19 protein-coding genes are annotated in these 19,039 nt (G+C 62.3%); 3 read left to right on the top strand and 16 right to left on the bottom strand.

Annotated elements, in window-relative coordinates; translation table 11 throughout:
* The first annotated feature begins 8 nt into the window (after nucleotides 1-8).
* Complete coding sequence (locus tag AK829_RS00530) at nucleotides 9-1,979, top strand: hypothetical protein (protein ID WP_052203326.1); 1,971 nt, start codon at nucleotides 9-11, stop codon at nucleotides 1,977-1,979.
* Nucleotides 1,980-2,024: 45 nt separating this feature from the next.
* Here the strand turns inward: AK829_RS00530 and lepA are convergent, their stop codons facing one another.
* A complete protein-coding gene (gene lepA / locus AK829_RS00525; RefSeq protein ID WP_052203325.1) occupies nucleotides 2,025-3,887 on the bottom strand; it encodes a translation elongation factor 4 in 1,863 nt (620 codons plus the stop codon).
* A 106-nt stretch (nucleotides 3,888-3,993) separates the two neighbouring features.
* Between lepA and AK829_RS00520 the strand changes: the two genes are divergently transcribed.
* Complete coding sequence (locus AK829_RS00520) at nucleotides 3,994-4,488, top strand: type II toxin-antitoxin system PemK/MazF family toxin (RefSeq protein WP_052203324.1); 495 nt, start codon at nucleotides 3,994-3,996, stop codon at nucleotides 4,486-4,488.
* 131 nt (nucleotides 4,489-4,619) lie between these two features.
* Nucleotides 4,620-4,886, top strand: a complete 267-nt coding sequence (gene rpsT, locus AK829_RS00515) for a 30S ribosomal protein S20 (RefSeq protein WP_052203319.1) — start codon at nucleotides 4,620-4,622, stop codon at nucleotides 4,884-4,886.
* A gap of 86 nt (nucleotides 4,887-4,972) precedes the next feature.
* Here the strand turns inward: rpsT and holA are convergent, their stop codons facing one another.
* The 15 genes from holA to rplU all read right to left on the bottom strand — a co-directional run bounded on the left by holA (nucleotide 4,973) and on the right by rplU (nucleotide 18,915).
* Nucleotides 4,973-5,899 (bottom strand): DNA polymerase III subunit delta, encoded by a 927-nt coding sequence (gene holA, locus AK829_RS00510; RefSeq protein ID WP_052203318.1) that lies wholly within the window; start codon nucleotides 5,897-5,899, stop codon nucleotides 4,973-4,975.
* A gap of 23 nt (nucleotides 5,900-5,922) precedes the next feature.
* Complete coding sequence (locus AK829_RS00505; protein ID WP_052203316.1) at nucleotides 5,923-7,542, bottom strand: ComEC/Rec2 family competence protein; 1,620 nt, start codon at nucleotides 7,540-7,542, stop codon at nucleotides 5,923-5,925.
* Complete coding sequence (locus AK829_RS00500; protein WP_052203313.1) at nucleotides 7,539-8,156, bottom strand: ComEA family DNA-binding protein; 618 nt, start codon at nucleotides 8,154-8,156, stop codon at nucleotides 7,539-7,541. The genes AK829_RS00505 and AK829_RS00500 overlap by 4 nt, the downstream gene beginning before the upstream one ends.
* A 166-nt stretch (nucleotides 8,157-8,322) precedes the next feature.
* Complete coding sequence (locus AK829_RS00495; RefSeq protein WP_052203311.1) at nucleotides 8,323-9,114, bottom strand: DegV family protein; 792 nt, start codon at nucleotides 9,112-9,114, stop codon at nucleotides 8,323-8,325.
* Nucleotides 9,111-9,755 (bottom strand): histidine phosphatase family protein, encoded by a 645-nt coding sequence (locus tag AK829_RS00490; protein WP_083439687.1) that lies wholly within the window; start codon nucleotides 9,753-9,755, stop codon nucleotides 9,111-9,113. The genes AK829_RS00495 and AK829_RS00490 overlap by 4 nt, the downstream gene beginning before the upstream one ends.
* Before the next feature lie 15 nt (nucleotides 9,756-9,770).
* Nucleotides 9,771-10,238 (bottom strand): ribosome silencing factor, encoded by a 468-nt coding sequence (rsfS, locus tag AK829_RS00485; RefSeq protein WP_052203309.1) that lies wholly within the window; start codon nucleotides 10,236-10,238, stop codon nucleotides 9,771-9,773.
* 45 nt (nucleotides 10,239-10,283) lie between these two features.
* Nucleotides 10,284-10,868: a nicotinate-nucleotide adenylyltransferase gene (nadD, locus tag AK829_RS00480; protein WP_052206280.1), complete on the bottom strand. Its 585-nt coding sequence runs from the start codon at nucleotides 10,866-10,868 to the stop codon at nucleotides 10,284-10,286.
* Between the two features lie 31 nt (nucleotides 10,869-10,899).
* Nucleotides 10,900-11,295, bottom strand: coding sequence for a hypothetical protein (locus AK829_RS00475; RefSeq protein ID WP_052203307.1), 396 nt, complete (start codon nucleotides 11,293-11,295; stop codon nucleotides 10,900-10,902).
* 62 nt (nucleotides 11,296-11,357) lie between these two features.
* Nucleotides 11,358-12,623 (bottom strand): glutamate-5-semialdehyde dehydrogenase, encoded by a 1,266-nt coding sequence (locus AK829_RS00470; protein ID WP_052203305.1) that lies wholly within the window; start codon nucleotides 12,621-12,623, stop codon nucleotides 11,358-11,360.
* A 62-nt stretch (nucleotides 12,624-12,685) separates the two neighbouring features.
* Nucleotides 12,686-13,594 (bottom strand): D-isomer specific 2-hydroxyacid dehydrogenase family protein, encoded by a 909-nt coding sequence (locus AK829_RS00465; protein ID WP_052203303.1) that lies wholly within the window; start codon nucleotides 13,592-13,594, stop codon nucleotides 12,686-12,688.
* 18 nt (nucleotides 13,595-13,612) lie between these two features.
* The gene (gene proB / locus AK829_RS00460) at nucleotides 13,613-14,728 is read right to left on the bottom strand and encodes a glutamate 5-kinase (protein WP_232305753.1); all 1,116 of its coding nucleotides are present in this window, start codon (nucleotides 14,726-14,728) and stop codon (nucleotides 13,613-13,615) included.
* A gap of 2 nt (nucleotides 14,729-14,730) precedes the next feature.
* Nucleotides 14,731-16,236: a GTPase ObgE gene (obgE, locus tag AK829_RS00455; RefSeq protein ID WP_052203298.1), complete on the bottom strand. Its 1,506-nt coding sequence runs from the start codon at nucleotides 16,234-16,236 to the stop codon at nucleotides 14,731-14,733.
* Nucleotides 16,237-16,246: 10 nt separating this feature from the next.
* On the bottom strand, nucleotides 16,247-18,085 hold the full coding sequence (locus AK829_RS00450) for a hypothetical protein (protein ID WP_052203296.1): 1,839 nt from the start codon (nucleotides 18,083-18,085) through the stop codon (nucleotides 16,247-16,249).
* Nucleotides 18,086-18,259: 174 nt separating this feature from the next.
* Nucleotides 18,260-18,580, bottom strand: coding sequence for a 50S ribosomal protein L27 (gene rpmA / locus AK829_RS00445; RefSeq protein WP_052203294.1), 321 nt, complete (start codon nucleotides 18,578-18,580; stop codon nucleotides 18,260-18,262).
* Between the two features lie 32 nt (nucleotides 18,581-18,612).
* On the bottom strand, nucleotides 18,613-18,915 hold the full coding sequence (rplU, locus tag AK829_RS00440; RefSeq protein ID WP_052203292.1) for a 50S ribosomal protein L21: 303 nt from the start codon (nucleotides 18,913-18,915) through the stop codon (nucleotides 18,613-18,615).
* Nucleotides 18,916-19,039 lie beyond the last annotated feature (124 nt).

Here is a 19,039-nt window from a genome sequence, read left to right as displayed (position 1 = left end):
TCCCAGGTATGCAACTGCACTCGTCGAACGGCATCGGGCACGACTTCTACGTGCCGGAAGACTTTAAGGCCCCGATCCTACCCGAGTGGCGCCTGGCGTTTTTCAGCATCATCATGCCCATCCCGCGCGCCGCCGGGCTAGCGGAGTATGGCGAGCCGTTTGACTTCGCCACCGCCGAAGGCTGGCGCTACGGCCGTGACAAAGGCGTGCGCACCGTGGAGAACCCGCAGTGGGACCCGGAGCTGGGGGTGTTTCGCAAACCTGAGCCCCGCTACGGCTACTACGGCGACCCCATCATTGAAGGCGGACGTCCCTTCTACAACGACGCGCGCACGCGTTTTGTGGACCCGATGGACAAGGCCACCGGTGCGGCGTCGGTGGATGTGGACGTGGAGCTTGCGTCCAACTGGAGCCACTCAGAACGCAAGGAAGTGATGTGGCACGAAGACGCGATAAAACTCGCCGAACAGCGCGCCGAGCAGCGCATCACGCCTGAGAAGGTGCGTAAGGTGGCGATTGCTGATGCCGGGTGGGACCCCGCGATCAGCGCCCACCATTTCGTGTTTGAGCCGGTGCGCAACGAAACGTTCTATGAGCTGGTTAATTATGACGAGCAGCGGCCCTGGGAAGACCAAATCCGCGGCGAGCGAAACAGCCACGGCACCGCCACGCTGCGGCTGCTGTCCGCAGAGGTCATGCAGTTCCATGACCTGAACCTGACTGATGTGGCGCCTGATGAGCCGCAGCCGGCACACGTGGTCAGTGACTTTCTGATCCTGAACGTGGCCGCGGAGAACATCTCGAATGCAACGCTTGGGTTTTTATCCGCCACGCTGCACACCCCGCGCAACTCCTCGCAGTTCTACGAGCACGATGATTTCTACGAGGAAAGCCCGCCGCAGCTCTACGCGCTGACCAAGTTCACCAACCTGGCGGTGGCGCGTATTGATGCGGCGTTGGGCAGGGACCGTTCCATGCGCATCGGTTCCGGCGGCAGCCTGGTGCCCACCACCGCGCCGGTAGGCTTGCGGGAGGAGACGTTTACGCTGCCGGCGCCCCAACGCGTAGCGTTTGCCATCCCCAACCCGGCGCGCCCCAACTCGGTGAACAAGACCCTCGGCGAGGGCAACAACGGCTCGGTCCCCGACGACATCGAAGCGCCCCTTGTGCTTCGCGACGACACCGAAAGCACCTGGGCCTGGCACGAACAATGGGCCTGGCAGATCCTCACCGGCGCGGACTCCTACCCCGAGTCCGTGCCCGCCCAAACGCCTGCTGCGTTACGACGCTTCCTGGCAGCCAAACTCTCCTCTTGGACCGTGTTTACCTCCGACAACGGGGTGGGCATGGTGCGCACCAAATCCGCCAGCCGCGAGGGAATGCGTTACTGGTCCATGGCGGGGTCACGCTTTGTGGATCTGGTGATGCTGCAGATGCGCGCCCAGGCGGGTGAGGCGCACCTGCGCAAGTCCTTGAAGGTTGTCGGCGAGAAGAGCGCAGCGAAAAGCGGCACCGCGGAAAAAGACATGCACCACCGCGAGCTGCGCGCGGACCTTGAACGCCTGGAGAAGCTGCAGCTAGATCACATTGAGATCCGCGACAAGCTGTGGTTCCGCTCCGTACCTGGGCGCGACATTGACACTCGCGTGCTCAAAGGCCTGCAGGAGGCCACCAACTTTGACCAGCTGCGTGATGATTTTGACTCCAAGGTCAAGTCACGCCAAAACGTCATCCGCACCCAGTTCGAGCAGCTCTCGGGTGCGATTGCAGACGAAGAATCCAAGCGCGCCGAAGCCATGAACCTGGTGCTTGGCTTTGTCGCTGCGGCCATTGGTGCCCCGGACTGGGCGGACGCCGCCGGCTGGACTGGGCCGTGGGGCAACCTGGGCATGGCGGCGATCATCTTCGTGTTGATGTTCGCCGTGGTGTGGGTGGTGCAGCGCCTGTTCGCGTGGAAGCGCGGCGGCAGCGCGCGGTAGGCGCAGGCGGCGCACAGTAGGCGCCGCCAGGAAGTAGGTTGGCGCTTACTCCTCGTCCGTGGACAGCGCTGCCACGAATGCTTCCTGCGGCACGGTCACAGACCCGATGGACTTCATGCGCTTCTTACCGGCCTTCTGCTTCTCCAGCAGCTTGCGCTTACGGGAGATGTCGCCGCCGTAGCACTTCGACAGCACGTCTTTACGCAGGGCGCGGATGTTTTCACGCGCGATAATCTTGGAGCCAATCGCGGCCTGTACCGGTACCTCGAACTGCTGGCGTGGGATGAGCTCTTTGAGCTTCTTGGTCATCTTGTTGCCGTACCACTGGGCAGAGTCCTTGTGCACGATCGCGCTGAACGCGTCCACCGGCTCGCCCTGCAGCAGGATGTCCACCTTCACCAGGTCGCCGAGCTGCTCGCCGGCTTCCTCATAGTTCAGGGAGGCATACCCCTTGGTGCGGGACTTCAGCATGTCGAAGAAGTCAAAGATGATCTCACCCAGCGGCATGATGTAGCGCAGCTCCACGCGGTCCTCGGAGAGGTATTCCATGTTCTTCATCTGGCCGCGCTTGGACTGGCACAGTTCCATCGTGGTGCCCACAAATTCCTGGGGCACGATGATGGTCATGTTCACGATCGGCTCGTAGACCTCGTCGATCTTGCCGCCGGGCCAGTCGGAGGGGTTGTGCACGATTTGCTCAGTGCCGTCCTCACGGATCACGCGATACGTTACGGACGGTGCTGTGGAGATCAGGTCCAGGTCGAACTCGCGCTCCAGGCGGTCGCGGGTGATCTCCATGTGGAGCAGGCCCAAAAAGCCGCAGCGAAAACCAAAGCCGAGGGCGACGGAGGTTTCGGGTTCCCAGGTCAGCGAGGCGTCGTTAAGCTGGAGCTTCTCAAGGCTCTCGCGCAATGCCGGGAAGTCCTCCTGGCTAACCGGGAACAGGCCCGAGTAGACCATCGGCATGACTTCCTCGAAACCTTCGAGGGGCTTTTCGGCGCCTTTCGACGCCCAGGTGACCGTGTCACCCACACGCGTCTCACGCACATCCTTCACACCGGTGATGAGGTAGCCCACCTCGCCAGGGCCGAGACCCTTGGTTTTCTTCATGGTGGGCGAAACCACGCCGATCTCCAGAATTTCCAGCTTGGTGCCGGTGTTCATCATCTGCACCTGCTGGTTGGGCAGCAGTTTGCCGTCCATCATGCGCACGTAGGTGACTACGCCGCGGTAGGTGTCATAAACCGAGTCGAAGATCAGGGCGCGCGCTGGGGCGTCTGCACCAAGCTCTTCGCCGTCCTCGCCGCGTGAAGACGGCGGCGGGATCAACTCCACCACCTTATCCAGAAGCTCCGGCACGCCTTCGCCGGTCTTGCCGGAAACGCGCAGCACCTCTTCGGTTTCGCAGCCGATGATGTTGGCGATCTCAAGGGCGTACTTCTCCGGGTCCGCCGCCGGCAGGTCGATCTTGTTGAGCACCGGGATGATCTCAAGATCATTGTCCATAGCCATGTACAGGTTGGCTAGGGTTTGGGCTTCGATGCCCTGCGCGGCGTCCACAAGCAAGATAGCCCCCTCACACGCATCGAGCGAGCGCGAAACCTCATAGGAGAAGTCCACGTGACCAGGGGTGTCAATCATCTGCAGCACGAACTCTTCACCATCGGCGGTGGTCCAAGGCAGACGGACGTTCTGCGCTTTGATGGTGATGCCGCGCTCACGCTCAATGTCCATGTTGTCCAGGTACTGGTCACGCATCTCGCGCGCATCCACCACGTTGGACAGTTGCAAAATGCGGTCCGCCAGCGTGGATTTACCGTGGTCAATGTGAGCAATGATGCAGAAGTTGCGGATTTTCGACGGGTCCGTAAACGTCTCTTCCGCATAATTCTTCTTCAAGGCAGCCATAACCCCAGGATTCTACCGGTGCACACGCAAATGAGAAACACCGGCAAAAAGTGCTTGTGCCAACCTGTCAAAGAACCTAGAGTTGCCTTCAAGAAAGGAGGCGGCCATGCGCAGGTTGTTGAAACGCAAACGCGCAGGGTCGCTTGACCGCGGCTTGGCGCTGCTCAATGAGCGCTTGGCCAGCACCGCCGTGCGCCGCGGCAAAGATCTGGCGGCACGTGTGCAAGTGAAAGCCACCGCGAAAATCCCCCGCAACATTTACTACGCGCCTGATATGGACGGCAGCGCCGAACCGGGCGAGGTGGTGTGGGTGACCGTGCCGTCCCAGCCGCCGAGTGAGCGCTCCATGCTGGTTGTGGGCCGCGACCGCCATGATGTGCTGGGGCTGTTGATCTCGCCGGAGAAGGACCACGCGCAGGATTCGCGCTGGCTGGGCATCGGCTGTGGCAGCTGGGATAGTTCCGGCGAGCCGTGCTGGGTGCGCCTGGATAAGACGTTGTGTGTGCCGGAAAGTGACGTGCACCGTCGGGGCGCCACCCTGCCCCCGCTGCGCTTTGAGCGGGTGGCGAACCGGCTGCGGGACCACTTTGACTGGAGCTAGCATTTGGTAACCGCCTGGGCATACTGCTATTTTTGAGTGGTTGCCCAAAACAGGGCGAATGTGTGTAACGCGGGCAGGACCTTGGGTCCGCGTTTTCGACATCATCGATACCACTAGCAAGAGGTGCAAACATGGCTAACATCAAGCAGCAGCAGAAGCGCGTGCTGACCAACGAGAAGCGTCGCGTGCGCAACAAGTCCATCCGCTCCGCCACCCGTACGGAGATCCGCAAGTTCCGCGAGGCCGTGGCCTCCGGCGACAAGGCTGCTGCTGAGGCACAGCTGCGCGTGGCTTCCCGCAAGCTGGACAAGGCTGTGACCAAGGGCGTGTTCCACCGCAACAGCGCTGCGAACAAGAAGTCCAACATGGCTCGCGCCTTCAACAAGATGGAAGGCTAAGCACTTCCGCTTGATTTACGCCCCCGTGGTCCTTGTGGCCGCAGGGGCGTTTTGCTTTGCGACGCTCCCCCGCGCCGCCAGCTCAGCTAAGCCAGCTCAGCGATGCGGCGCACGGCGTCTTCGACGGCGAACTCCGGGTCGCCGCCTTGGCCTTTGACGGTGGCGTCCAAGTCGGCCACGATGATCACCGCTTCAGAGATCGCGTCCCCGCTCCACTGGCGTGCGGTTTGCATGGTGCGTTTCACACCGTAGGGCGGCATGCCTAGTTGGCGTGCAAGTTGCTCGGGGTTGCCGCGCACGCCGTAGAGCTTGGCAACGTCGCCGACCTTGTAGGCCAGTGCTGCTGCGATGGCGACGGGGCTGGTGCCCAGTTGGAGTGCGCGCCTGGTGGATGCCAGTGCGCGGTCGGCGCGGCCGGCAAGTGCTTGTTCGGCGATGTCGAAGCCGGCGACTTCCGCGACACCCGTGTAGTACTCGCGCACGGCAGCGACGGTGATTTCGCCCTCGGTATCGGCGATCAGTTGGCTCACAGCACTGGCAAGCTCGCGCAGGTCAGAGCCGACGGATTCCAGCAGCGCGGCCACGACGTCTGGGGTGGGGCGCACACCGTGGCGTTTGAATTCGTTGGTGAGCCAGCTTTGGCGGTCCCGGTCACGCAGCGGCGCCACGCTATGCACTTGCGCGATTTTGGCCAGTTTGGAGGCGTAGGCCTTCTGGCGTCCCCCACCGGTGTGCTGCACGATAATGGTCACCCCGGGCGCCACGTCCACGCAGGCGCGCAAGAGTGCTTCGACGGGTTCTTTGCCGGCGAGTTCGGTTTTTTCCACCACCAGCACGCGGTCCTCGGCAAACAGGGAGGGGCTTGTGGCCTGGGCGAGTTCGCTTGCGGTGACGTCGGATCCGCGCAGGGTGGTCACTTCGGCCTGGGGGCCTGCGTCCGCGATGATCTCCTTGGTGGCGCGCTGGGCGAGGAACTCGTCTTCGCCTAAAACCAGGTGCACGGGGTTTTGCATGCGCTCTATTCTAGGGGGCGTGGTTAGGGGGAGCGTGAGGCGTCGGTACGCAAGGTGACCGGGCCGTCGCGGTTGGGAAACACGACGGGGATCCCGCCGATGGTTTTGGTGCCGCGCGTGGTGGGTGGCCCGTCTTCCAACACCACAACCAGCTGTGTGCCGGGTGGGACGGGTTCCACATCGGCGCGCGTGTCCACCACGTGTGCGACAAGCTGGTGTTGGTCCACAACCGGTGCGCGCGGGGGCGCAAGGTTGCTTACACACAGCGTGACGACGGCCAACGCCACCGTCAGCCGCGGCCTCCCCGCTAAAAAGCCGTAGATGATCCAGCCGTAGCCCACGATCGCCGCCAAAGGGCCAATCGGCGCGGTGGCCAGGGGTAATGACGCCCCCACCACCGCCACCTTGTTCACCCACCAGGTAAACGGCTGCACAATCAGCAGCAGCGGCACCTCTAGCCCGCCGGGAAGCAACGCCAGCACGGCGGCGCACAGACCAAGGATGGTCACAGGTGCCGTGGCGGGTGCGACAAGGGTGTTGGCCACCGTGGACACCAGCGACACTTGGCCGGCCATAACAGAGACGATCGGCATGGTCACCACATCGGCGGCGATGGCCACGGACAGCGCGCGCACCACAATGTCCGGCCAGCGGGTAAACGCAAGTGCTCGGTACAACAGGGGCGAGAGCGCCACGATGCCGGCGGTTGCCGCCACGGACAGGGCGAACCCGTAGTGCACCGCAAGGTCCGTATCCACAAACACCAGGCCGATCACGGCAAGACAGAGCACGTGCATGGGTTCCGCGCGCGTAGAGGTCAGCACCGCGACCATGCCCACCAGCCCCGTCACTGACGCACGCAGCACGCTCGGCTCCGGGCCCACGAGTGCTGCAAACACCAACAGCGCGGCACCCGCGGCGACCAAACGCCAGTGCAACCCAAGTCCCAACAGCGTGGTCAGAACAATCGCCGCGGTAGTCACAATGGCCACGTTGCTGCCGGAGACCGCAGACAGATGCGACAAGCCGGTATCTATGTAGGCCTGTTGTTCGGTAGGCGTTTGCAAGGAGGTATCTCCAAGCACCATCCCCGGAATCAACCCCTGGGAACTCGGCCCCACTGTATGCACAACTGATGCGGCAAAGGTCTCGCGCACGTGCTGCGCAAACGCCGCGAACCCGCTGGGCGCTTCCACCACCTCAAGGCTGCCGTTGAACACGTACGGGTTGACCCCGACAAGCTTGCTCTCCCCCACCGTGCCATGTGCCGCAACCATCGTCCCCGAAACAACGCCCTCGGGCATCTCACGTGAGAACACGGTCAACGTCGAGGGATGCCCGGGCACCACAACGCGCGTCAGCCACGTCTCGCTAGCCAATAACCTGGGTTGCCCAGACACCGTCGCCACCACTGTGTCACCGAACTGCCACGCCTGCGCGGTGCGGTGGCGCACCAACGCCACCACCAACGACGCCAACCCCAACGAACCAACCAGCACCGCCTGCCCAAACTCGCGCCACAAAAGGCACGCCACGACAAACGCAGCCACCACGCACGCGGCCCAAACCGGCCCTTGCCACAGGCACACCAGCGCCGCCAGCCACACCGCCCCCGCCGCGGGCACTAGCCGAAGCTCACTCACAACGTGATCTGCCCTTCCAGCGCCGCAAACTTCGCCGGCCCAATGCCTTTGACCTCCATCAACGCCTCCGGGGTGGCAAACGGCCCGTTGGCTTCCCGGTGCGCCACAATCGCATTGGCCGTTGCCTGCCCCACCCCGTCCAAGCTGGTCAGCTGCTCGGCCGTCGCCGTGTTAATAGAGATCAGGCCGCTCGCCTCCACCCCGGCAACTTCAGGCGGTGCATCCGGGGTGGAGGGTTGGACGAGGATCTGTTGGGCGTCTACAAGCACCTGCGCCTGGTTGAGCACCAACAGGTCCGCACTCTCTTTGGGCACGGCAGCCGCCAGCGCATCGGCCACGCGCGCGCCGGGTGCGAGAGTGACCAGCCCGGGGTGTTCGACCTCCCCCACCACGGACACCACGATCTCGGCAGGCTCGGGCGGCTCCTCCCAGGTAGGTTGCGGCGCGGGCGGTCGGGTAAACGCCCAGGCACCGACGAGCCCCATGCTTATTAGCGCCACCGCCACCGCCTGCCTCCGCCCCACCGCAAACCTGGGCTCCGGGTACTCCACCGGCAGGGTATCTTCCTCACCGGTTGGGCGGGAAAGCTCCTTGATTCTGTCTTTGAGGTTCATGCCTGCAGACCGTAAACCGGCAGCGCAAGGCACGGAAGTGGTGCATGGTGCGACTGTGGATAACGCGCGAAGTTATCCACAGAAACGCGCTCTTAATGAAAAGAAGGCGCGAGTTATTGAAAATACGGGGCGGTTTTCAGTACGCACTTGGCGCGCGAGAGGGCACTCACGCGGGCTCGGCGAAGATCACCGACAGACCGATCGCACCCTTGCCGGTGTGGGTGGCAAGCACGTCCACCATCGGCTCTACAAGTACTTGCGAGTGCTGCGGCAGGACCTCTTCAAGCATGAGCGCGAACTGCTCAGCGGCGTCGGCGGCATCCGCGTGCTGGACAGCAGCGAAGACGGGTTCGCCGTCGGCACGCTCAAGCACCAGCTCTGCAAGCCTGGCAAACGCCTTGGTCTGCGTGCGGGTTTTCGCGGCGAGCTCAAACTTGCCGTCGTGCATACGCAGGATCGGTTTGGTGGCAAGCAGGGTTGCAGACAGCGCGGTACCGGTAGACAAACGCCCAGACTTGCGCAGGCCCTCCACCTGTTGCAGGTACAGCCAGGTCTCCGCGCGCTTCAGGGTGTTGACGGCCATCTCCTCGCACTGCTCAAGCGTGCCGCCCTCACGGGCAACCGTGGCCGCAGCCATGGCGGCTGCGCCAATGGCCATGCCAGCGGTATCGGTATCCACCACGCGAACCGTGCCCGGGAACACACCCGAGGCGGTCACGGCAGCCGACCAGGTCGAGGACATGGTCTTGGTCAGGTGTAGCGCCACCACGCCCTCATCACCGCCGCGCTCCAGCTGGCGGGCGTAACACGCGGTCAGCTCAAGTGCCGTCAACCCCGACGTAGAGCCTTCACCATCGGCGTCTTCCATCACGTGCATCGGCACAACCGTGATGTCGAGCTCCTCGGCGATCTCAGCGGGCAGGCCTGCGGCGGAATCGACAACTACACGCACCGTCATAACGCATCCGGCCCCTGGTTCCAGGCCTCCAGGTACCACTGCACCTCACCGGGGTCTTGCGCACCGTAGCGCGGCATGGCCACCAGCTGGGAGGTGTGCGTATTGCCCAGCCCCTTCAGCAAGGGGTACTGCTGCTCAGCAAACCCGAGCAGGCTAGACGTCAGCGCGGAAATCGTGCCGCCGTGCGCCACCAGCAGCACCGCAGCATCGTCCCAGTCGGTGTAGGAATCCATCAGCTCATCCACCACCGGACGCGCACGCTTGGCCACATCCAAGCGGCTTTCCCCCTCCGGCGGCGCCCAAGCAGCGTTGTTTCTCCAATGCGCGCGGATCGTGGCATCCGCACCGTCAACTTCCTCGTGGGTCTTGCCCTGCCATTGGCCGAGGTGGGTTTCGCGCAACCGAGCGTCCTCGCTAAAGGCAAGCCCCAACTCCCCAGCCACAATCTCCGCAGTACGACGGGCACGCGACAAATCCGAGCTGACAATCTTGCCAATGCCAAACCCGCGCAGCCCCTTGGCAGCACGAAGCGCCTGCTCCTCACCCAGCGCGGACAAGGTGGTGTCCAAATGGCCCTGCATCCGCCGGGTGGCGTTGTAATCCGTCTGCCCGTGACGCAGCAGAATCAGTCGACGTTTCACGCTTAAAACTCGCGCTTAGTACTCGTCAGCGTCCGGACCCTCGCCAGCCAAAGGTAGATCCTCAAAGGTCTCTACCTCGCGCACGGCGGCATCATCCGCAAACACGCCCGGGCGCTGGTACGGCTCAAGACCCTCAACGGCAATCACCGGGCAGTCCGAGTACAGACGATCCAGGCCGTAGAACTCACGCTCCGCCTCACGCTGCACGTGCACCACAAAATTGCCGTAATCCAACAGCACCCAGCGGAATTCACGGTTTCCTTCACGACGCTTCGGCTCCAACCCAGCCGCCGTCAACTCGGTCTCCACTTCCTCCACAATCGACGCCACCTGGCGCTCCGTCTCCGCGGACACAACCACGAAAATATCCGTAATGGCCATGACGTTAGACACGTCAATCACGGCAATGTTGGCGCCCAGTTTCTCATCGGCGGCACGTGCCGCGATGGAGGCTTGTTCAATCGAAATTTGCGCTGCAGTCAAAAATACGTTCCTTCACGTTTGCTATGAGCCGGCGGTTAATAGCCCCTATTGTGCCACCTGCGGGCGATACAGCCCATGCTTCGCTATATATTGCACCACCCCGTCCGGGACGAGGTACCACACCGGGCGCCCTTGCGACGCACGCTCGCGGCAGTCCGTGGACGAGATCGCCATTGCCGGAATGTCAAGAAGATGCACCCGCTCCTGGATGTCTTGCGGCAGCATGTCCTCCGTCAGCTCATAGCCAGGACGCGTCACGCCAACAAACTCTGCCAGCTCAAACATTTTGTCCCAGTCATGCCACGACATGATTGAGCTCAGCGCATCCGCGCCCGTGATGAAGAACAGTTCCGCATCCGGGTAGACCTCGCGCAGATCCCGCAGGGTGTCAATGGTATAGGTCGGGCCCTCACGGTCAATGTCCACGCGCGAGACGGTGAAGCGTGGGTTGGAGGCGGTGGCAATCACCGTCATCAAATAGCGGTCCTCTGCTGGCGAAATCTGCCTGCCCGCTTTCTGCCACGGCTGTCCCGTAGGTACAAAAACCACCTCGTCCAGCGCGAAACGGTGTGCCGCTTCGCTTGCTGCGACGAGGTGGCCGTGGTGGATCGGGTCAAACGTCCCGCCCATCACCCCAATACGCATGTGTTTGGTACAGGGGTTAGACGAAGCGGATGTTGCTGCTCTCAACGAACAGGTTGAAGATGCCCGCGCCGACGGCACCCAGGACGCTCAGCACGATCAGGGCGATGCCCCAACCCGGAATCTCAGTCTTGTTGCCCTCAGCGTCCTTGGAGGAACCCTCACCGGAGGACGCCTTCTGCGAGGAGGTCAGGCCAGCCCAGAGGGTGTCGAACGCCTTCGCGGAACCCTCAGGAAGATTCTCCTTCTTCGTCTTGCACTGGTCCTCGATGATCTCGCCCTTGTCATTGACCGGGCAATCCTTCTTTTCGAAGCCGATCTGATCAGACGGCCTGGTTTCAGCAACAGCGGTGCCAGCGCCAGCCGTGACAGCGACTGCGGTGGCCAGGGAAACAATCACACGTGCAGTTTTCATGGTTCGGAATTGTATACCATTCTCGCTGCGCAAACCATTAGAACCGCGTTTATGTCCGTATTTTATGGACGGGTTTGTCCCGTTCCCTCCAAAATCCACTTCGTGGTGGTCAGCTCCGGCAAGGCCATCGGTCCGCGCGCGTGCAGCTTCTGGGTAGAGATGCCAATCTCTGCACCCATGCCGTACTGCTCCCCATCCGTAAAGGCAGTGGAGGCGTTGAGGACGACGGCGGCGGAGTCGACGTGGTCCGCGAAGCGTCGTAAAGCAAGAGCCCCTTGGGACGCAATCGCATCCGTATGCCCGCTGGACCATTTAGCAATGTGGGCAATCGCGCCGTCCACGCCGCCTACCTCGGCATACGCGATGTCCATGCTGAGGTACTCCTCGCCCCAATCCTCATCCGTGGCGGGCACGAAACCCTTGGACGCATCGCCGTGGATAGTCACCCCGGCGCCGCGCAGTGCGGTGATGATGCGCTGCTTCGCTTCCTCCGGCAATGCGGCGTCTACCAGCACCGTCTCAGTGGCGTTGCACACGCTCACACGCCGAGTCTTGCCGTTGAGCAGCATGGCAATGGCGGAATCTAGCTCCGCATCACGGTCAATGTAGAAGTGGCAATTACCAGTGCCGGTCTCAATGGTGGGAACGGTGGCGCCGGTGACCACGGCCTCAATAAGGCGAGCACTGCCGCGGGGAATCACCACATCAACCAACCCGCGGGCGGTGATCAGATCCTGGACCGAATCGTGGGTTTCACACGGCAGAAGCTGCACGGCCTCACGCGGCAGCTCGTGGGCAGCCAGGGTGTCCTGGAGAATCTCCACCAGTTTCTCGTTAGAGTGGCGCGCGGTCTTCGAACCGCGAAGCAGCGCCGCGTTGCCGGACTTCAGCGCAAGACCAAACGCGTCGACGGTGACGTTCGGACGCGCCTCATAGACCATGCCCATCACACCAAGCGGCACGCGGACCTGCTTCATCTGGATGCCGTTATCCATCACGTGGCCGCGCAACACCTCCCCCACCGGGTCCTTCAGGCCTGCAACCTGGCGCAGGCCACCCGCAATGCCCTCGATGCGGCCCTGGTCCAGGGCGAGACGATCCAGCAGCGATTCAGCCAAACCCTGGGCGCGGCCCTCATCTAGGTCGCGCTGGTTGGCCGCAATGATCTCGTCTGCACGCTTCAGCAGCGCATCGGCCGCGGCATGCAGAACCTGGTTCTTTGTCGGCTGCGGCAAGGTCGCAAGCGTAGGTGCTACATCTTTGGCCCGGCGCGCCTTGTCCAAAACCTCGGCGCGCTCGGCTTCGCGTGGGGTGTTGAGATCAGTCATGCGGCAAGCTTAGCCGAGGCCCGCTGCGCTTATCCGGAAGTTCGTAGCCGACTAGTAGCCATCTAGTAGCCGACCTCGACGTCAACCTCGGTGGACATTTTCTCGCCGGCTTCGAACAGGTCCCAGTTCTTCGCGGCAAGGGGGCCGATGCGGCCTGTCATGAAGCGGGGAATGTTCGCTGTGTGCGGGGTGATCACGCAGTTGTCCAGGCTCCACAGCGGGTGGTCCGCCGGCAGCGGCTCGGGCTCGGTCACGTCCAGCCCGGCGCCGCGCAGGGTGCCGTTGGTCAGCGCTTCGGTCAGCGCCTCAGTATCAATCAGCGGGCCGCGGCCAACGTTGATCACCACGGCATTATCAGGCATCTTCGCAATGGTCTCGGCATTGACCATGTGGCGGGTGGCCTCCGTCAGCGGGGCGAGCATGACAAAGTAATCGTGGTTCGCCCACACCTCATCAGACAGCGTCACCGTCTGATCCGCACCTTCCACCTCACGGCCAGAACGGTTCACCGCAGTAATGCTCATCCCGAAAGGCTCTAGGAAACGGATCAAGGTCTTGCCAATGCCGCCGGCGCCGATGATGGCCAGCTTCCTGTCCTCAAACAGGTACTGCTTCTCCGCGAAGATCTGCGTGTTGTTCCACTCATTGCTCACCGCCTTGATGCGGTGCTCCACCGCCAGGAGCAGCGCCAGCGTGGACTCTGCAACCGTGTCGTCATACAGACCACCCGCGTTGGCAAAACGCACACCGTTTGCGGCGTGCTTGGCAAAAACGTCTTGCAGGTTTTCCACACCCGCGTAAAGAATCTGCACCACCTTGACGCTTTCCGGCAGCTCATCTGGGAAATCATCCGGGCCACCGCCGAAGAGCACCATGTCCGGGTTGTCTTCGAGCGCTACATAAGTGTGGCCTGCGGCCTCCATGTCTGCAATCGGCTGTTCTTTCGGCTTAGGCACATACGTGAACTTCATGCCCGCCCACAGTAGCGGTTACAGACGCGAGGCGTAGTTACTCAAGTAATCCGCATGCACCACAGGCCGGCGCAAGTGCTCCGGCAGCTCATGCGTATGCTGCCCCAGCATGGTGGCAAGCTCGACCGCGTCATAGGCAACCTCGCCACGGCCAACCACGGCGGAATCCGGGCCCAGGATCTCCACAATGTCGCCCGCGTGGAACTCACCCTCAATGCCGGTAATGCCCACAGCTAACAGGCTCGTTCCGCCGCTGGTGACGGCGCTGACCGCGCCGGCGTCCAAACGCAGCACGCCCTCCGCATCGGCGGCATACAACGCCCAGAACTTCCAGGCGGACAGCTTGCGGCCCGGGCGGGTATGGAACACGGTGCCCACCTCAGCAGACCCAAGCGCCTCGGTGATCTTCTCCGTTGCTGTCAACAGCACCGGCACACCACCACGCGCAGCCAGGCGCGCAGCCGAGACCTTCGCGGCCATGCCGCCGGTGCCAAACACGCCACCGTCGCCAGCCTTAACGGCCTCTAGGTCCTTGCCGCTTCGCACCTCATCCAAAAGACGCGCCCGCGGATCGGAAGGGTTCATGTCATAGAGCCCATCCACGTCAGACAACAACACCAGCGCATCCGCGCTGATCAGCGTTGCCACGATCGCCGAGAGCCTGTCATTGTCACCAAAGCGCATTTCAGAGGTAGCCACCGTGTCGTTCTCATTGACAATCGGCACCGCCCCCATCTGCCGCAGCCGGTCAATCGTGCGCTGCGCGTTACGGGCGCGCTCACGCGAACCCGCATCCGACTGGGTCAGCAGCACCTGACCAATCGTGCGACCGTAGCGAGCAAACGACGCACCCCACACCTGCGCCAAGTGAATCTGGCCAACAGAGGCAGCCGCCTGCTTCGTCGCCAAATCCCTCGGGCGCACCTTCAACCCAAGCGGCGCCATACCAGCAGCGATAGCACCCGAAGACACCACAATCACATCAGTGCCGCGGGCAATGCGCTTTTCAATCGCATCCACAATCAGGTCGATTTTGCGTGCGTCGAGGTTTCCGTCAGCGTCGACAAGCGAAGAAGTGCCCAGCTTGACCACAATGCGCCGCGCGGACGCAATCTGCTCCCGAAGTTCTAACACCCCTACCCCTGCCAACGCTCGCGCTCAGCGGCCTCGCCAGCACCGTAATCAAACTCATCAATCAAGCCACGACGAGCCTGGGAGGCACGCTTACGCTCCGCAGCAGACGCACGATCCGTACCGCCCAGACGTGCGTCCTGGCCGCGGCCAGCAAGCGTCGGGTCACCACCACGCGAAGGCTCCCAGTCAAAGGAGACCTCACCAATCGTGACCACATCGCCCTCACGCGCACCAATCTTGCGCAGCGCGTCTTCCACACCCGCCTTCTCCAAACGGTCAGACAGGTAGCCCACGGCCTCATCGTTTTCAAAGTCCGTCTGGCGGATCCACCGCTCCGCCTTCTCACCGGTGACAATCCAGCCCTCCGGGTACAGCGGGTCGCGCTCCACCTTGATGCCGTTATCACGGGTGCTCTTCACCTCATTCGGGCGAATCACGATAGGCTCCGCAGGCTTTACCGCCTTCGGGCGAGCCTTGCGCGCCTTTTGCACAACCTCCCACATCGCCCACTTCAGCTCATCCAAGCCCTCGCGCGTGGCAGTGGAAATCAAAAATACCGGCCAGCCGAAACGCTGCTCAATATCCTCGCGCAAAAACTCCGCCAGCTCACGAGCCTCCGGCACGTCAATCTTGTTCAGCACCACAAGGCGGGGACGCTCACGCAAATCACCCAGGCCGGAATCCATGTCGAGTTCCTCGGCGTAGGCATCCAGCTCCGCCTCAAGGGCCTCAATGTCAGAGAGGGGATCACGCCCCGGCTCCATCGTCGCGGTATCCACAATGTGCGCAAGCACCGCGGTGCGCTCAATGTGGCGCAAGAAATCCAAGCCCAGGCCCTTGCCTTCGCTCGCGCCCGGGATCAGCCCCGGCACATCCGCAATAGTAAAGGTGTCATGGCCAGCATTAACCACACCCAGGTTTGGAGCGAGCGTGGTAAACGGGTAATCCGCAATCTTCGGCTTGGCTGCAGACAGCACCGAAATCAGCGAGGACTTCCCCGCCGACGGGAAGCCAACCAGGCCCACATCGGCCATGGACTTCAGCTCCAGGATCAAGTCGTGCGCCTCACCCGGCTCGCCCTTGAGCGCAAAGCCCGGCGCCTTACGCTTCGCAGTTGCCAGCGCCGCGTTGCCCAGGCCGCCGTAGCCGCCCTCTGCAGCCACAAAGCGGGTGCCCGGCACCGTCAGGTCTGCCAGGATCTCACCGTCAGCGCTTCGCACCACCGTGCCAACCGGCACCTCAAGCACCAGGTCCTCACCACGCGCACCATTGCGGTGGTCCCCTTCGCCGTTGTTGCCGCGCTGCGCCTTCACGTGCGGGCGGAACTGGAAGTCCAAGAGCGTGTGTACCTGCGGCGACACCTCAAAAATGATGTCGCCGCCGTGGCCGCCATTGCCCCCATCGGGCCCACCCAGCGGCTTGAACTTTTCGCGGTGCACAGACACACACCCGTGCCCACCATCGCCAGCTTGCAGGTGCAGCACTGCCCTATCAACAAATTGCGCCATGGGCACAAGCCTACTTGTTCAAGGTTTTCAGGTCTTCGGCGGTAATTGTCATGCGCTCCTCTGCCGTCGCCTGCGACAGGTTGCCGCCGTGGGTGCGGAAAAGGCGCATCGCAATCGCGTCTACAAGCATCCGCTCAATCTTCGCCGCATCCGAGCCGCTTGCAGCCACCGCGGCACGCAGGGCCTCCTCATCAAAGAGGTAGCCCCTCGCCGCCAGGCTCATCACCACCATGTCAGCCGATGGGACATCTTGCTTATCGACGCCCACCGCATCCCCCTCCCTCTTCATCCCCGGCAGTTCAGCGCCTGGGAAATGCACCGTGGCGTTACCCTTCGTTACCACGCGCACACGCTCCCCCTCACTTGTGCGCGAGGTTTTTACGCTGAGCACCGAATCCTCAACAAAGCACTCCATCGCAGCGCCGTGTGTAACCAGCTCTGTCAGCTCGCACTTCGAGTTCTCGGCAACGATCGTGCGGAAGCTCGCCGCGTTCTCAATCCCAACCAGGGTGCCGGAGGCGTTGGAGTTGTTCAACGCAAGGTAATAGACACGGTCCTGGTCGAACGTGGCCTCAGCATCGTCCATACGCACCCAGCCCAAGAAACTGTTCCGGGAGCGAAGCCGTGCACCACTTGACAGGCGCATATTCAACTCGGCGCGTGCAGGCGTTGCCTCCACCACGCAATGATCCAACTCAAGCGTTGCGCCAACAACCGCAATCGGTACGTACTCAGACAAACGATGCGCAGGCACGACCACCACATCCTGCAGACGCACCTCCGCCCCGCCGCCGATTCCAAGAAGCATCGCATCATCATCCTGCAACAACGTCAGGTCACTGAACATGAGGCGCTGCCCGTTTTCCACCTTGACGCCGTGAAGCCACAGCAAGCACTCCCCTTTATCCTGGTCCGGTCCGGAGAAGGCCACGTTCGTTGCCAGAGGAGCATGCGACAGTGTGTAGCGGCCGGCTTCGAGTCGGATCACAGCTCCGTCAAAGAGCCGGGGCGCAATCACCTCGTCAAAGTTGTCACCGTCCTGAGCCCGCCACAGGATCTCGCCGCGTTCCCTGTCCTGGTCCAACTCAGTGAATACGCACACCGACCGGTCCGCGTCCACCTCAGACTGCGCATCAACCTCAAGGGTGATCTGCTCACCATTGACGGAATCAATGGTTGGCGCAAGGAGGGTACTTGCGGAAATCTTAAATGTCGGCGCTTGCGCATCCACCCGCAAGACAGGCGCGACCAAGGAACTGCCCGCCTGCAAATGCAGCGCCAGATCCTCCACAGGTGGCGCCAAAAGACTGCTCGCATCCAGACGCATGTGCGCGTTATCTGCAAGCTTCACCCCGCCAATGCGGGAGCCCGCAACAAGCACCTGGGCGCCCTCAAACCCACCTACATAGCCCACGCTGCAAGCAACAAGTTCAACCGTGCCCCGATCACAGACAACCGTCGCGGCACTGTCATTGTCCGCAATCGTGCACGACACCATCTGCAGCTTCGCATCCTCAACCGACACCGCCGCACGCTCATGCCCGTCAGGGAACTCAACCGCACAGTCCTGCATCACTGCTGTGCCCTCAACCACGCTCACCACGTAGGTATCTTGTGGGCCGGCCAGGGTGACGTCTTTCAGCAACGCCCCATCCCGCAGGGTGATCGGCCCGTTAATACGTGCCTTGTCGGCCCCCGGCCCCTGCAAGTATTGCCCGCTCAGCGTCAAGGAGCGACGCAGGAAGTAGTCCCCCGGGCTCAACCAGAGCCCCTCCCCCGGGCCAAGGGCGGCAAGCGCCATCTGCAGGTCAACGGACGGGTCTACAACGCGCGGTGAATTGTCGCTCATAAGTCTCACACAATAGGCCTGTTTCTACACTCCGTGTACAACACCCCGAGTACGCCACCAAAACTTGGTCTACTCGGGGTGTTGTACACGGGGTTTAGAGCGTTTAGGCGTTAGGCGGCAAACAAAACTGCCCCAACCCGTGCATGGGTTGGGGCAGTGAAACGCTTCTATAGCTTAGGCGGTCTCTTCAACTACGCCTGCAGCCTCAGCAGCCTCGAGCACCTCTGTGGAGACGCCCTGGCCGTCAGCCGGAACGATGTTCACAACACGACGACGCTTCTTGATGCCGAACTGCACAGCACCAGCTGCCAGTGCGAACAAGGTGTCGTCGCCACCACGGCCAACGTTGTCACCCGGGTGGAACTTGGTGCCACGCTGGCGAACGAGGATCTCGCCGGCCTTGACCTGCTGGCCGCCGAAACGCTTCACACCGAGGCGCTTCGACTCAGAGTCACGGCCGTTCGAGGAGCTGGATGCACCCTTTTTGGTTGCCATTATTCAAATCTCCTTGACGTTGAAAAGTTTGCTTACTTAATGCCGGTGACCTTGACCACGGTCAAAGGCTGGCGGTGGCCCTGACGGACCTTGTAGCCGGTCTTGTTCTTGTACTTGAGGATGTCGACCTTCTTGCCCTTGGTCTGCTCCACAATTTCAGCCTCAACCTTGCTGGAAGCAAGCTTGTCGCCGGTGGTGACGTCTGCGCCATTTACGAGAAGGATCGGGGTGAGTTCGACCTTGTCGCCTGCTTCACCCTCAAGCTTCTCGACCTTGACCAGGTCGCCCTCGGCAACCTTGTACTGCTTGCCGCCGGTCTTGACGATCGCGTACATAGAGGGTTACCCCTTCTCTCTTACTCGCCCGCCCCCGGCATGCCTCGGTGACGGAAATGGAACAACATTTAGCGTTTCGGGGCCCGCCTTCTTAGGTGGCAGTGGCCCGCCGTGCCCGCATGCT

This window comes from Corynebacterium riegelii (genome assembly GCF_001263755.1).
GTDB lineage: Bacteria > Actinomycetota > Actinomycetes > Mycobacteriales > Mycobacteriaceae > Corynebacterium > Corynebacterium riegelii.
This window is presented reverse-complemented; position numbering and strand designations above follow the sequence as displayed.